A 14,091-nucleotide genomic window follows, 5' to 3' on the forward strand; every position below is an offset into this window, starting at 1 on the left:
GAGCCTTGTCTATTTAAGCCCGTTTTTCATTTTGACTATTATAGGTAGTTCGCAAACGATGCGTAGCGCTAATTCGCCTTGGGCACTAATAACTTTTTTGATTGTTTTTATTTTGGCTATTTTGACTGTAGTTCTACAGTGGGATAAGCAGGTTATGCTGTGGTGGCAAGAGCATCACACCAGTCTAGAAGAGCGCCAACGTAGTATTTGGCTACCTAATTATGAGGTGGCAATTGAGGCTAAGGTTATTGCAAAAATTGGTGAGGAAGAAACCTCAGGTCTAAGCTGGAACGATCAAAGCAATACCTTATTCACAGTGACAGGACAAAAAACACAAATTGCTGAAATGTCATTAACAGGGGAAACCTTACGCGTTATTCAGTTAGAAGGTTTTGGCGATCTTGAAGCAATTGAAGTGCTCGATGACGGCTATGTGGCTGTGATTAATGAGCGTAATGGGCAGCTAAAAATTTTTAAGTTGCCTACAGAAGATCAAACAGTCCATTTGAAAGACGTAGAGATCGTTGAGATTGGTATCGGCGATGGCGGCAATAAAGGCATTGAGGGCATGGCCTGGGATTACAAAAATAAAGTGTTATGGGTAGCCAAAGAGCGCGATCCTAAAGGGTTATTTACGGTTGATATCAAAAGTAGGCCAGTGAAAGTTACGCAGGTCGCAAGTAAAGGCATTTTTATGAAAGATTTTTCAGCGATGGAGGTAGACCCACGCACAGGTCATCTTATTGTGCTGTCGGATCAATCGCAGATGCTCATGGAAGTCAGCCCAGAAGGCAAGCCTGTTAGTTATATGAAACTCACATTAGGTGCTAATGGTTTAGCAAGCACCATTGATCAAGCTGAAGGTGTGGCGATGGACGATAAAGGCAATATTTTTATGGTCGCTGAGCCTAATCTGTTTTACTGGTTTGCGACGCCTGAGTCTGCGGCGGCAGTGGGCAAATAATCTATTACTGGCGTAAAAACGGTGCTAAAGAAATTTTCGGCCTTAGTGGTTTGGCGCTAGGGCTGAAAATAGTAACAAGTAAATCTTGTGTGGCGTGCTCAGGTAATAGCGTTAGCTGCCTTGGGCACGTAATCAGGTGGTAAGTTGCGCCATTCCAGCGCCTGCTGTCATAGCGACTAATACTCAATTGTTAGCCGTAGTTTTTGGCAGAAAAGATTTCACGCCTACCTTTAGTTTTGGATAGCAAAGCCTAACGCTGCGGCAGTGCATGCAGATAAGCTTGATGTTATTGCAACTTTGTATGCTGGTGTTGTGCTCTAAGCATGATGTATAAAGGGGTGACTTTGCTAGTAGAGCCTTATCGATCACCCTATTACTGTACATTAAAACAAAGGTTAGCCCAATTTAGGGTTGAGCTTGAAAAATAGGCCAAGCTTGTATCGCATTAAAAATAACGTGATTGAGTTCTTCTAAGCTGGCACCATCGCAGGCTTGCACAGTTAGGCCATTGATAACAGTAAGATAAAAATCAGTGATGGCCTGTATGGGAGCGTTAGCGGCGACATCGCCTTGTTCTATGCCAAGTTGTAACCGTTGCAGCAAATGCTGTTTATAGCTTTTGCGTTTTTCTTGCACATTGTGTTGCACTTCCGGAATTTCATGCGCACCGCTCATAGTGGCTGTGATGAGCATGCAACCCATAGGCTTATCTGGTTGAACTAGTCTTTTGGCTGAATCGTACATCAGTAATTCAAAAGCAACTTTGGCGGTTTTAGCCTTTTCCATAATAGGTAGAATAGGGCAGGCTTCATGTGTGAGATAATAATCAATACAACGATTAAATAACGAAGCTTTATCGCCAAAACTACAATACAAGCTAGGCGCAGTAATGCCTAAAGCCTGTGTTAAGTCGCTAATAGACGTAGCAATATAGCCATTTTGCCAAAATAATAACATGGCTTTTTGTAAGGCTTCTTGTTCGTCAAAGCGTTTAGGGCGTCCGCGTTTTGTAGTACTCATAATCTCACGTTGTTCAGCAAATGATGCGCTCCACAGTATGATTTAATTTTGTAACGATTGCTAAAAAAATAATTGACAGCCGTCAGCAACCTATGAAAAATAGCTGCTCTATTTTATAGCGATCATTATAAAAATAGAATTTATAGCGATCAATTTCTTTTGGTACTTGTATGACAACATCTCATTCTCCGTCGCATAATGGTAGCTGGCTGGCGTTACTTTCGGCAACTTTTGCTTGTTTTATCATTGTGACAGGCGAGTTTTTGGCTATTAGTGTTCTCAATAATATTGCCCATGATTTTCAAATATCCGTAGGTTCAGCGGGCTTAACAGTCACTGTAACCTCTATTGCAGGCATGATGTCTTCATTGTTTATTCCTATTTATGCGAAAAATTTAGATAGACGTATTGTGCTCTTGTTGTTGGTTGGGCTGATGATTGTGGCTAATTTGATTACCGCTTTAGCTACAGATTTTACTTTAGTACTCATTGGGCGCTTTGCTTTAGGCATTGCTCTAGGGGGCTTTTGGGGTGTGGCTGCAGGTTTGGTGTTACGTTTAGCGCCTACTCGTTTGTCCGTTGCGACCGCAGTGACCATCTTTTTTTCAGCAGTCACCTTAGTCACTGTGATTGGCGTACCTTTAGGCGCTTGGCTAGCGGATCACTATAGCTGGCGCACACCTTATTGGGCGTTAGTGGTGGCAGGTTTGCTAGCGTGGGTTTTGCAGTATATTTCATTGCCAAGTTTAAAACCCACCTCTGTTTTACGCTGGAAAGAGCTACTGTTAATGCCTTCACACCCTATTGCACGTAAAGGCTTAATTTTATTCACACTAATCTTTTTAGCGCATTTCTCTGTGTATAACTATTTCACCGCTTTCTTTAAGAAAACTGCAGGCTTTTCAGATTCAGAAATATCAGGCTTATTATTGGTTTTTGGCGTGGCAAGCGTAGTGGGTAATCTGCTAGCAGGTTATTTGGGTAGATATAATATCCGTTATAACTTTGCGCTAAGTGCATTTTTGCTGAGTTTGACGTTTGCCTTATTTGCTGTTTCAGCCATTAACGTTTGGGTTGCAGTTACCTTAATTTCATTGTGGGGTATTGCATCAGGGCTGGTTCCTGCCAGCATCAATATCTGGATGCATATTCATGTGCCGCATCTGATTGAAAAAGGCTCGGCACTAATAACCTTTATGTTCTTAATCTTAATTACTATTGGTAGCTTAGTTGGCGGATTTATTATGGATTACTACAGCGGCATAGTACTGATGCTAAGTATGCTGGGGATTGCTATGTTGGCGTTGTTATTAGTTTTTACCATGGCAAAAGGGCTGTCGAATACATCAGCGCAGTGCTCAACGACAGATGCCTGTTAATCTGCTAAACCAGTAAAAAGCAGTAATAGCTGATGTGCTATTACTGCGCATAGGCTTAGGGTTTTAATGTTTCTACGCCATTTACTGTACCCAGTAAAAGCACATCGGCTGGGCGTGCTGCAAATAAGCCATTCGTTACAACGCCTACAATATTGTTTAGCGCGATTTCTAATTCGACAGGATGGTTAATTTGCATGTTATGCACGTCTAGAATCACATTGCCGTTATCAGTAACAACGCCTTGGCGGTAAACAGGGTCACCACCAAGCTTTACAATTTGACGTGCAACATAACTACGTGCCATAGGAATAACCTCTACAGGTAGAGGGAAGTTACCCAACACTTCTACTTTTTTACTGCCGTCAGCAATGCAAATAAAGGTTTTAGCGACAGCGGCGACAATTTTTTCACGCGTAAGTGCTGCACCACCGCCTTTGATGAGTGCTAAATTGGCATCGGCCTCGTCAGCCCCGTCAATATAATAATCAAGGCTGGCAACAGTGTTTAAGTCATACACTTCAATACCGTGTTTTTTTAAGCGCTCGGCTGTAGCCTCAGAGCTAGCAACAGCACCGGCAAAATCGCCACGTAAATCAGCCAGCCTATCAATAAAAAAATTGGCAGTTGAGCCAGTGCCAATACCAAGAACAGTATCCTTAGCTAAATAAGGGCGGATGTAGTCAATTGCCGCCTTGGCAACAGCTTGCTTTAATTGATCTTGATTCACAGGGAGGTCCACACTTGGTTGTAAATTGCGGTGATTATACGCTTTTGTTTAGTTTTGGTGTGGTTGTTCGCCAGTTCGTGGAGTAGACTCATAGGCTTTCGTTAATTTCTAGAATTTCCCGCCATGCTTGAACAATATGTAAGAAAAATCCTGACGGCGCGTGTTTACGATGTCGCAGAAGAAACACCACTACAATCGGCCTATCAACTGTCACAGCGCTTAGGCAACAGTATTTTATTGAAACGTGAAGATTTACAACCTGTTTTCTCGTTCAAAATTCGTGGTGCTTACAATAAAATTGCTCAGCTGAGTGAGGCTGAAAAAGCACGCGGAGTAGTGACAGCTTCAGCAGGTAATCATGCTCAAGGTGTGGCGTTAGCTGCAAAGCACTTAGGCATTAAAGCTACTATTGTTATGCCTAAAACTACGCCTGAAATTAAAGTAAAAGCGGTGCGCGCGCGTGGAGCTCGTGTGGTACTCCATGGTGATGCTTTCCCTGAGTCGTTAGCCCATTCATTGCGTTTAGTTGAAGAAAAAGGCTTTGTATATATCCACCCTTATGATGATCCGGATGTGATTGCGGGGCAGGGCACTGTTGCGATGGAAATCTTACGTCAGCATCAAGGTGCGTTACATGCTGTATTTGTACCTTGCGGTGGCGGTGGGCTAATTGCAGGTGTGGCCGCCTATATCAAATATGTTCGCCCTGAAATTAAGGTGATTGGTGTAGAGCCAGAAGATTCTAATTGCTTACAGGCAGCTATGGCGGCTGGCGAGCGTGTTTCTTTACCTCAAGTAGGGCTTTTTGCTGATGGGGTTGCTGTATCGCAAATTGGCGAGCATACCTTTGCTGTATGCCGTGATTATGTTGACGAGGTAATCACAGTAAGCAGCGATGAAATTTGTGCGGCTATGAAAGATATTTATGATGATACGCGCTCCATTACTGAGCCATCAGGCGCGTTGGCTGTTGCAGGTATCAAAAAATATGTAGCACGCTCAGCTATTAAAGATCAAAACCTTGTTGCTATTGATTCTGGTGCCAATGTCAATTTTGACCGTTTACGCCATGTGGCTGAACGTGCCGAGTTAGGCGAGCAACGGGAAGCTATTATTGCTGTTACCATTCCAGAGAATCCAGGCAGCTTTAAACGCTTTTGCGAAGCTATTGGAAAACGTCAAATTACTGAATTTAATTACAGATTTCATAGCAAAGAGCAGGCGCATATCTTTGTTGGCGTACAAACGCATCCTGAATTAGATCCTCGTTCTGAGTTACTTAAACAGTTGGATGAAGCAGGGTTTCCTGTGATTGACCTAACAGAAAACGAACTGGCGAAGTTACATATTCGCCACATGGTGGGTGGCCATAATGATGCGGTAATAAATGAGCGTTTATATCGTTTTGAGTTTCCAGAACGTCCTGGCGCGTTATTTAATTTCTTAAATAAACTCGGCGGTCATTGGAATATTTCAATGTTTCATTATCGAAATCATGGTGCCGCTGAAGGGCGCGTATTAGCTGCATTGCAAGTACCTGATGATGAAATGCATCTTGTCCCTGAAGCCTTTAATAGTATTGGTTACCCATATTGGGATGAAACGGACAACCCTGCATATAAACTGTTTTTAGCGCAATAAAGAGAAGTCTATGGACACTTATTTACTCATTCGTATCGCACATGGCGTTCCTGCTGTTCTGCTCATAGCAGGTATGTTGGCGCATATTATTATGCTGTGGCGAGCAAGCAGCAAAGCCGAGGTTAATGAGAGCCTGTTGCTACGTAAAATTGTGCGCAGTGCGCGTATTAGTATTCCTGCCTTTATGCTACTTAGTTTAAGTCTGCCAATATCAGGTTGGTGGATGGCGCATATTGCACATTGGCCTTTGGATTTAAAATGGTTAGCGTTGGGTATTTACCTATTGCCATTGGTGTTTATTTTAGCAGCACTCTTAGGTCGTCAATTACTTGTTTGGTCAAAACAGCCAAAGCCATCGCTGGCCTCAAAGCAGAAACGCTGGTGTTTAGTGTGGGCGCTTTTAATTTTGCTTGTACTGATAGCTATTAGTGCGATCATGGGTGCTAAACCGCTCTAGCTAAAAACGCCAGCTTTTAATAACCTAACTCATAAAATATGAGATAACTCACTGTTTTATGCTTTATCTTTTCACTATTGAGTAAAAACCGTTAAGCTTAAACAAACTATTTTTACTCATTTCAAGGAATTACACATGGCTATAGAAAAAGCTGTAGCAGAACAGAAAGCCCACCATATTCAACAATTATTAAAAGCTGAAGGTTTTGCAGAAGGCGAGCTAAGTTGGGATGAGCAAAGCAAAACATGGGATTTAGTGTTTAAGTATGAAAAAAATAACTGTCTACTCATGACAGATGCTGAAGATACAAACTATGTCTCTATTTTACTGCCTAATTTCTGGGAAATTGAGTCTGCTGAGGAACTAGAACGTGCTTATCGTGCGGCGAATCGTGCTAACTTAGATTCAAAAGGTGCAAAGGTTCAGGTCAAGCGTGATGAAAGCAACCTAGTTGCTGCTGTTGAGTTTGTTGTCGAAAATGATCAAGCGCTAACTGGGGCTGTCTTTTTCCGCTATTTAGGCATGCTAACTAACGTAGCCAATACCTTCGTCAATATCATGCGTGAAAATGGCTAAGCTTTGATTGAAAATGGCGACCTTGAGTCGCCTTTTTTATGCATGATTATTTTTCAGTGGTGAATGCATGGCCCATGATCATCAACATGATATTTCTAAGTTACCAGAAACACGGCTGACTATCGCCTTTGCATTAACTGCGGGCTTTATGTTGGTCGAGGTACTTGGCGGCTGGTTAACGGGTAGCTTGGCATTGATATCAGATGCAATGCACATGCTGACTGATTCTATTGCACTATTGCTGGCGCTAATTGCTATCTATGCTGGGCGTAAAGCTGCCGACTTGCTGCGTACTTATGGCTATGCACGTTTTGAAGTGCTGGCAGCAGCGGCTAATGCATTGATTTTGTTAGCTGTCGCTATTTATATTTTGTACGCCGCTATTAAACGCATTGGCTCAGATAGCGATATTCAAACCTTAGGTATGTTGTTGGTGGCGGTTGCTGGCTTAATAGTTAACCTAGTGTCTATGCGCTTATTAAGCAAAGCCAAAGATGAAAGTCTGAATGTAAAAGGTGCTTACCTTGAGGTTTGGGCAGACATGCTAGGTTCGCTAGCCGTTATTATTGGCGCCATTATTATTTGGAATACAGGCTGGCAATGGGTAGATTCAGTGTTAGCCGTGCTTATTGGCTTTATGGTGTTTCCGCGTACTTGGGTATTGCTTAAAGAGTGTTTGAACCTACTGTTAGAAGGCGTACCGAGCCATATGGATGTGCAAGAAATTGAGCAGTTGATTACTGAAACTGAAGGTGTCGCGAGTGTGCATGATCTACATCTTTGGGCATTAACGCAAAATAAACCCATGCTAACAGCTCATGTGGTATTAAAAGAAGGCTTTGCTAGTGACAGAGTACGGCTTGCAATTGAGCAACGAATTAGCCAGAGCTTTGCGACATTAAAACATACGACACTGCAAATGGAATATGCGGATAATAGCGAAAATGAGCACTTACATTAAAAACAGCGACTTGGAATCGCTGTTTCTCGTTTAAGGTTTAATCAGTTTTAGCTCAGCATCATACATGTCTTTCAGTAATAGCTCACCACTGTCGGATACTCTAAACTCACCATACTGTGCTGCATCGTAGGCTGAGCCGTGGCCTTCTTGAAAGAAGAACGCATTGGTGGCTAGCATGACCCGGCCGCGGCGTATTCTAAATTGCATGCGAAGCTGATTGACGTTCAGCGCTTGGCCTTCATCCAGCGCATTAAAGTGGGCTATTTGTTGCTCATCAAGATCAACAATAACATGCCCCTCAGTAGATGACCTTGATTTCAGTGATTGCTGTATTTTGTTTGCGATATCAAAGTGTAGCACCATATAGTCGCCCTGCATGAGAGAGCGAGGATCAACAGGTGCTAGTTTTAAAAAGGCAACTCTGCCTTGAGCCAACTGTTGTTCTTTTTGCCAAATGCTGTAATTAATCACTGCTAAGCAAAGCACTGCAAAGGCAATAGTTAGCCATTTACGCATTTACTAGCTCCTTATGAAAGCGGTTGAGGATCCAGCTAATCAATAGCAAGCCAGCGCCTAGTGCCATTAACATTAATGATTTATCAAATAACGACCATTGCAAACTGTAGTAGAACCAAGAAATATACAAAACTGTACTCACTAACCCTGCCCACTTGATAACTGGAACTGCCAAGGTAAAGCCAATCAATATAAGGCCAGCTAATATACCTAGTGGCGGCATAAAATATTGCGCAGTTAAGATTAACGCCAAAAGTGGCAAGTAAAGAATATAGAGCCTGGACTTAGGTTGACCATGGAAGCGAATTAGGTGAGCTAAGATAAATAACTCTGCCGCAATCAATACACCTTGTTCTAGCCACTTTGGCGTTTGCGACCAAGTATCTCTCCATGCGCTATAGCGTATAAAGTCATAGATTAACTCCAGCCACCATGTCCACATGCAGATGAGCAATATGAGACTCACCAATAGTCCGTACATAAGTGGACGTATAAATGAGATAAAAGACAGGTTGCGGTACTGGTGACTGGCGCAGAAAGCTAATAGCAGTAAATAAATAGCTGGAAAGATAGATAAAGCATTAAAGCGATTAACTAAAATTAAACTTATACTGAAGCCAACAACGCTTAGAATTCGGTGCCAGTGGTTATTAAATAAGAAAAATAAACCAGCATATAAGAAAGTACTGACTAAACTCGCGGCATGTATGACTTCAGCTTTACCAGAATATTGGTTATAAAATTGAAACCATGTGGCGCCTACAATAAAGAATCCTTGTGCACACAAACTCAACGCTAGTGCTATTTGCTCAAAGAAAGAACTGAACTGCCCTTTACCCCGAAAGAGCCAGAATACCACAAAGAAAAACACCCCACTCCAAAGCAGCAATATACTCGGTGATTTAAAGAGCCACCAGCCACTTATGGCACACGCAATACCTAGAAATAAAGCCGCTAGCCATGCAGAAAAACCCTGCAAAATAGCCATAAAAATACTTTTCTGTTCGGTATGAGCAGGTGCATCTGCTGTAATTAGTTGCTTATCTTTTAGTGATTGCCATAGCGCTAAATTATGCATGACGAACCTCTCTAGCCACTTTGCGTAGCCAAATTAAAGCGCTACTGGATAAGGCAATAATTAATAAGGCGTAGATAAAAAAGGACAGGGCATCAAAGTCATGTATTAAATCAGCAACTATAGTAAAAATAACCACACTAATAGAGAGCGTAAAACTACTTAAAATAAATAGGTTAATGCTGCGTACTCGGTAAATATAGTACATGGTTGCCAGCATAGCTGTCCAAACTACAACAGTAAAAATGTAGTGAGCATCGTAGTTATAAGAAATGATTTCTGAGCATAGCAAATAGGTTGCGCAGAACATGCAGAAAAAACTAAATGTCTGGCAGATTAAACGCAGTGTGGCGCTGTTTGGATTACGTTTAGAGGCATAACCAAAAGCAAGTAACCAAGCCAGCGATTGTATAAATAATACCCAAAACTCAACCTGCTCATCATTTATCAAAAATTGGTTAAAACTATACACAACTAAATAAAGGTGACTGGCCAAAGCCAGTAATAAGGCACTACATAACCATAAGGTAGCGGAGCGAGCTAACGCAGATAAAGGCATCAACATCAAAGCCCAAGTAAGGAATAACTGATAAGGATCAGCGCCTGTTTGGTAGGTTTGCCCAAAGAGTGCCAGATTTGCACCTAAAATCAGACCTATGGCAAAAATAATCGCTTGTCCTACTAAGCTGTGTAATTGAGCAAAGGCTAGGGCCAGTAAGGATAACGCCAGTACAGCTTGTGCAATGGCAAATTTTTCAAAACGTGTAAGTTCTGCCCAGTTATATGCAAAAAAGAAAATGATACCGCTACATAAGAATAAAACGCCAAAGGTCAGTAGTAGGCGCTGTAAAAACTGAATGCCTTGTGCGGTATTAGGGAAAGCTTGAGCCTCATGCAAGGCTTGTTCTAAGTGTTTAGCAGGTATCACACCATTTTCTACCCACTGCACTAATTGCTGAGCGTCTGAGCTCATAATTGCTTCCTTACGGTTAAAAGTGGAACTGCAAGGTCGTGCCTAATTGGCTTCAATTTAGCATGTGTTAGGCGGTTAACTATATGACGTTAGATCAGTAAATGAGTTACATTTTGAGCGGGATACTTGCAACATAGGATAAGCGAGGAGCCCTCGCCTATCTATTATACAGCTACTTCAGCTTTAATATGAGGATCGGCTTCATAGTTAAGAAGCTCAAAGTCTTCAAAAGTAAAGTCATTTAACTCTGTTCTAGCTGGGTTTATTTGCATTGTAGGCAGCGCATGCGGCGTGCGTGATAACTGCAAGTCGGCTTGCTCTAAATGGTTGCTATAAAGGTGGCAATCACCGCCAGTCCAAATAAAATCGCCTGCTTGTAAACCGCATACTTGGGCTACCATCATAGTCAACAAGGCATAGCTTGCAATATTGAAAGGGACACCAAGAAAAATATCTGCAGAGCGCTGGTAGAGCTGGCAGCTTAATTTACCTTCAGCGACATAAAATTGGAATAAAGCGTGACACGGAGGCAATGCCATGTCGTCTACAAGAGCAGGGTTCCAAGCTGAGACAATTAAGCGGCGTGAATCGGGTGTGTTACGAATCATCTCAATGAGCTTGCTGATTTGGTCAATGGACTCACCATTAGGCGTTGGCCAGCTACGCCATTGATAGCCGTACACAGGGCCAAGATCGCCATTTTCATCAGCCCACTCATCCCAGATGCGCACACCATGGTCTTTTAGATACTTAATATTAGTATCGCCACGTAAAAACCATAACAACTCATAAATAATTGAGCGTAAATGACATTTTTTAGTGGTCACTAAAGGAAAACCATCGGCTAAGTTAAAGCGCATTTGGTAGCCAAAAACACTTAATGTACCTGTACCTGTGCGGTCGCCTTTAAAGCAGCCGTTTTCGCGTACATGGCGCATGAGGTCTAGATATTGTTTCATTCGATCACTTATGGGTCAGGATGCAGCACCTATAGTGCCTTAATTAGCCGCAGGCATAAAGATGTAATAGTTCCGTAACATTACAAGCATTGATCTAGGCTTAAAGAATAAAAGGCTATTTATGGTACAAAAACAACTTCAACAGTACAGGTTTAAATTCTCATTATGGCAGTTTTAGATTTAACTTGGTCCGACGAGTATGTGTTGGGCATTGATGTCGTTGATCAGCAGCATCGACAATTATTTACCTACTTTAAAGAAATTGATGACGCTATTGCTGCACGCAATGCACAAGAGGTTGAGATAGTAGTTAATGGATTAGTGAACTACGCTATTTCCCACAATACTTTTGAAGAGTCTTTAATGGAGCAGGCTAACTATCCATTGCTAGAGGCGCATCATAAGATTCATGAAAGTTTTAAAAAACGAGCAATGAGCTATTTAGATAAGCTCAATAGTGGAGCAGATCCCTTTAAAATAGCAGAGCAAGTACGCATCTATATTGGCTTATGGTTAGTCAGCCATGTAAAACATGAGGATCGAGATTATGTGCCTTATGTAAAGAAAATCACTAAGAAAAGTGGAGTAGTCAGTTCTTTATTAGGACGCTTTTTCCGTTAATGCTCAAATGCCCACTTATTCAGTCTAAGTGGGCAAAAACATTATCTTGCGGCTAAGCTTGCTTGGCGTTTATAGGCCCAAAGCATTAAACCAACACCAAAAGCCATCATAGGTAAGCTTAGAACTTGCCCCATGGTTACCCAGTTGAAGGCTAAGTAGCCCAGTTGCGCATCAGGTTCTCGTACAAACTCAACCATAAAGCGGAAGATGCCGTAGCAAGTCACAAATAGACCTGAAATAGCGGCTGTTGGCCGTGGTTTACGTGAGTAAATCCAAAGAATTAAGAATAGCGCAACGCCTTCCAAGGCAAATTGATAAAGCTGGGAAGGATGACGTGCTAATTGCAGAGGATCTGTAGGGAAGACCATGGCCCAGCTTGCATCAGTGGCTTTACCCCACAACTCGCCATTAATAAAGTTACCAATACGACCCGCACCTAAGCCAATAGGCACTAAGGGGGCGACGAAATCAGCGAGCTCGAAGAAGGGTTTTTTCTGTTTTCGGCTAAAGATCACCATGGCCAGAATGACGCCTAATAAGCCGCCGTGGAACGACATGCCGCCTTTCCATACTTGTAGGATCAGTAGAGGCTGATTGATGTAGGACTGCAAATCATAAAACAATACATAACCAAGGCGCCCACCTAGCATAACCCCCATAGCACATAAAAAAACCAAGTCAGATAGGGTTTCATTGGTCCAGCTAGGATCAAAGCGTTTCATACGCATTTTGGCAAGCGCCCATGCGGCGCCAATGCCGATTAAGTACATAAGACCATACCAATGTACTTGCAACGGCCCTAGAGCGAAAGCTACAGGATCAATATTGGGATAGGACAGCATGTAAATTCCTTATATGAAAAAACTAGTTCCAACACTAACTAGTAATAATGCAAAGAGTTGTTTTAGCCGTTTAGGTTGCAAACGATGTGCTAAACGAGCGCCAAAACGTGCGAAAATCATTGAAGTTAGTGCAATACCTAGCATGGCGGGCAGGTAAACAAAACCTAAACTGTATTCAGGTAGTTGTGGGTCTCCCCAACCATTTAGCATAAACATGAATGCGCCTGATGCTGCAATAGGCACGCCACAAGCTGAGGAAGTTGCTACAGCCCGCTGCATACTAACGCCACGCCATGTTAAAAAGGGCACTGTTAAGGTGCCGCCACCAATACCAAAAATAGCCGATGCCCAGCCAATGACACCCCCTGCAGATAATAATGCAGGCTTGCGTGGAGAAGGACCTTGTGCTGGTTGTTTAGGTCCTATATCAAACGCCATTTTGATTGCCATTACGATGGCAAAAACGCCAATAATCTTCTGTAAATGCTCACCGTTGAGCAAAGCGGCTGTTTTGGCACCTAAAGCTGTGCCAAGAATAATACCAACACTTAGCCAAGCGACTAATGACCACAGCACAGCCCCTTTTTTGTTGTGCTCAAGTGCAGAGTTGATTGAGGTAAAAATAATAGTTGCCAGCGAAGTACCTATAGCAAGATGCGTCAAAATATCAGGTGCCACACCCTGTGCTTTAAAGCTATAAACTAAGGCAGGAACTATAATTAAACCGCCACCAACACCGAACAAGCCCGCCAGCACGCCAGCTGCTGCCCCAAGAACAAGATAGGTAAGGAGTACAGCAGCCATGTATAACCTCTCTTGGTTAATTTTTATTTTCAGCTAATCGGATTAAGCAGTGGTTAAATCACGTGTCATATATACCGCAGCTCCAGTATAGGTTGCTAATATTTGACGCTGTTGAGCTGTTAAGTCATGGCGGATGGTATAACCAAAACGTGACCAAAAAGGTGCAGAACCTTGTACAGAAACTAGGGCAGAGTAAGGTAGCTGATCTTGTTTGGCGAGAGATAATTTATGTTCTACCAGTGCAGGACCAATGCCACGGCCGCCAGCACGTGTTGATACCGCTAAATCATGTAGATAAAGGCAATCTGGGGTTTTGGCAGGGCAGAACTTACCATCCAATGGTGTTATTTCGCCCAAGTTAGACCGGTAACTAAATAAGTAACCACAGACACCAAGGTCATCTTCAGCAACCCAAGCTAGGTCAGGGACTTCTTGCAGACGAGCAAAAATCACATCTTCGCTCTCTTGGGTTAATTCATGATAGGCTTGCGCCTGGATTTTCATGATGGCAGGAATATCATTAGCCTGCATTAAACGTATAGCAAAACTCATTATTAGCGAAGAAAGAACAAGCTT

The 14,091-nt window shown here is 42.5% G+C and carries 16 protein-coding genes; 7 read left to right on the top strand and 9 right to left on the bottom strand.

Annotation, left to right across the window (positions count from 1 at the left end; genetic code table 11):
* Positions 1 to 58 precede the first annotated feature (58 nt).
* Positions 59 to 964, top strand: a complete 906-nt coding sequence (locus VQ643_RS03055) for an SdiA-regulated domain-containing protein (RefSeq protein WP_414197798.1) — start codon at positions 59 to 61, stop codon at positions 962 to 964.
* Between the two features lie 405 nt (positions 965 to 1,369).
* Here VQ643_RS03055 and VQ643_RS03060 read toward each other — a convergent pair whose 3' ends face one another.
* On the bottom strand, positions 1,370 to 1,984 hold the full coding sequence (locus tag VQ643_RS03060; protein ID WP_414197799.1) for a TetR/AcrR family transcriptional regulator: 615 nt from the start codon (positions 1,982 to 1,984) through the stop codon (positions 1,370 to 1,372).
* A 170-nt stretch (positions 1,985 to 2,154) separates the two neighbouring features.
* Between VQ643_RS03060 and VQ643_RS03065 the strand changes: the two genes are divergently transcribed.
* The gene (locus tag VQ643_RS03065) at positions 2,155 to 3,363 is read left to right on the top strand and encodes an MFS transporter (RefSeq protein ID WP_414197800.1); all 1,209 of its coding nucleotides are present in this window, start codon (positions 2,155 to 2,157) and stop codon (positions 3,361 to 3,363) included.
* A gap of 55 nt (positions 3,364 to 3,418) precedes the next feature.
* Here the strand turns inward: VQ643_RS03065 and rpiA are convergent, their stop codons facing one another.
* A complete protein-coding gene (gene rpiA / locus VQ643_RS03070; RefSeq protein ID WP_414197801.1) occupies positions 3,419 to 4,090 on the bottom strand; it encodes a ribose-5-phosphate isomerase RpiA in 672 nt (223 codons plus the stop codon).
* Positions 4,091 to 4,213: 123 nt separating this feature from the next.
* Between rpiA and ilvA the strand changes: the two genes are divergently transcribed.
* From ilvA to VQ643_RS03090, 4 genes are all read left to right on the top strand, one after another.
* Positions 4,214 to 5,731: a threonine ammonia-lyase, biosynthetic gene (ilvA, locus tag VQ643_RS03075; protein ID WP_414197802.1), complete on the top strand. Its 1,518-nt coding sequence runs from the start codon at positions 4,214 to 4,216 to the stop codon at positions 5,729 to 5,731.
* Positions 5,732 to 5,741: 10 nt separating this feature from the next.
* Positions 5,742 to 6,188 (top strand): DUF2269 family protein, encoded by a 447-nt coding sequence (locus tag VQ643_RS03080; protein WP_414197803.1) that lies wholly within the window; start codon positions 5,742 to 5,744, stop codon positions 6,186 to 6,188.
* Between the two features lie 135 nt (positions 6,189 to 6,323).
* Positions 6,324 to 6,764 carry a hypothetical protein gene (locus tag VQ643_RS03085; RefSeq protein ID WP_414197804.1) on the top strand — a complete coding sequence of 147 codons (441 nt, stop codon included), beginning with the start codon at positions 6,324 to 6,326 and terminating at the stop codon, positions 6,762 to 6,764.
* A gap of 67 nt (positions 6,765 to 6,831) precedes the next feature.
* Positions 6,832 to 7,725 carry a cation diffusion facilitator family transporter gene (locus VQ643_RS03090; protein WP_414197805.1) on the top strand — a complete coding sequence of 298 codons (894 nt, stop codon included), beginning with the start codon at positions 6,832 to 6,834 and terminating at the stop codon, positions 7,723 to 7,725.
* Between the two features lie 30 nt (positions 7,726 to 7,755).
* Here the strand turns inward: VQ643_RS03090 and VQ643_RS03095 are convergent, their stop codons facing one another.
* From VQ643_RS03095 to VQ643_RS03110, 4 genes are all read right to left on the bottom strand, one after another.
* Complete coding sequence (locus VQ643_RS03095) at positions 7,756 to 8,241, bottom strand: GDYXXLXY domain-containing protein (protein WP_414197806.1); 486 nt, start codon at positions 8,239 to 8,241, stop codon at positions 7,756 to 7,758.
* A complete protein-coding gene (locus VQ643_RS03100; RefSeq protein ID WP_414197807.1) occupies positions 8,234 to 9,319 on the bottom strand; it encodes a DUF4401 domain-containing protein in 1,086 nt (361 codons plus the stop codon). Before VQ643_RS03100 ends, VQ643_RS03095 begins: the two co-directional genes overlap by 8 nt.
* Positions 9,312 to 10,289 (bottom strand): DUF2157 domain-containing protein, encoded by a 978-nt coding sequence (locus VQ643_RS03105; RefSeq protein WP_414197808.1) that lies wholly within the window; start codon positions 10,287 to 10,289, stop codon positions 9,312 to 9,314. The genes VQ643_RS03100 and VQ643_RS03105 overlap by 8 nt, the downstream gene beginning before the upstream one ends.
* Before the next feature lie 164 nt (positions 10,290 to 10,453).
* Positions 10,454 to 11,248, bottom strand: coding sequence for a thymidylate synthase (locus tag VQ643_RS03110; RefSeq protein ID WP_414197809.1), 795 nt, complete (start codon positions 11,246 to 11,248; stop codon positions 10,454 to 10,456).
* 165 nt (positions 11,249 to 11,413) lie between these two features.
* Between VQ643_RS03110 and VQ643_RS03115 the strand changes: the two genes are divergently transcribed.
* A complete protein-coding gene (locus VQ643_RS03115; RefSeq protein ID WP_414197810.1) occupies positions 11,414 to 11,869 on the top strand; it encodes a bacteriohemerythrin in 456 nt (151 codons plus the stop codon).
* A 41-nt stretch (positions 11,870 to 11,910) separates the two neighbouring features.
* Here the strand turns inward: VQ643_RS03115 and lgt are convergent, their stop codons facing one another.
* Genes lgt through VQ643_RS03130 form a run of 3 tightly spaced genes read right to left on the bottom strand, consistent with a single transcriptional unit; the run spans position 11,911 to position 14,046 of the window.
* Entirely contained in the window at positions 11,911 to 12,711 is an 801-nt protein-coding gene (gene lgt / locus VQ643_RS03120) for a prolipoprotein diacylglyceryl transferase (protein ID WP_414197811.1), read from the bottom strand.
* A gap of 9 nt (positions 12,712 to 12,720) precedes the next feature.
* Entirely contained in the window at positions 12,721 to 13,515 is a 795-nt protein-coding gene (locus VQ643_RS03125) for a sulfite exporter TauE/SafE family protein (RefSeq protein ID WP_414197812.1), read from the bottom strand.
* Positions 13,516 to 13,557: 42 nt separating this feature from the next.
* The gene (locus tag VQ643_RS03130; protein ID WP_414197853.1) at positions 13,558 to 14,046 is read right to left on the bottom strand and encodes a GNAT family N-acetyltransferase; all 489 of its coding nucleotides are present in this window, start codon (positions 14,044 to 14,046) and stop codon (positions 13,558 to 13,560) included.
* Positions 14,047 to 14,091 lie beyond the last annotated feature (45 nt).

This window comes from Pseudomonas sp. F1_0610 (genome assembly GCF_047470865.1).
Lineage (GTDB): Bacteria > Pseudomonadota > Gammaproteobacteria > Pseudomonadales > Pseudomonadaceae > JAZDRH01.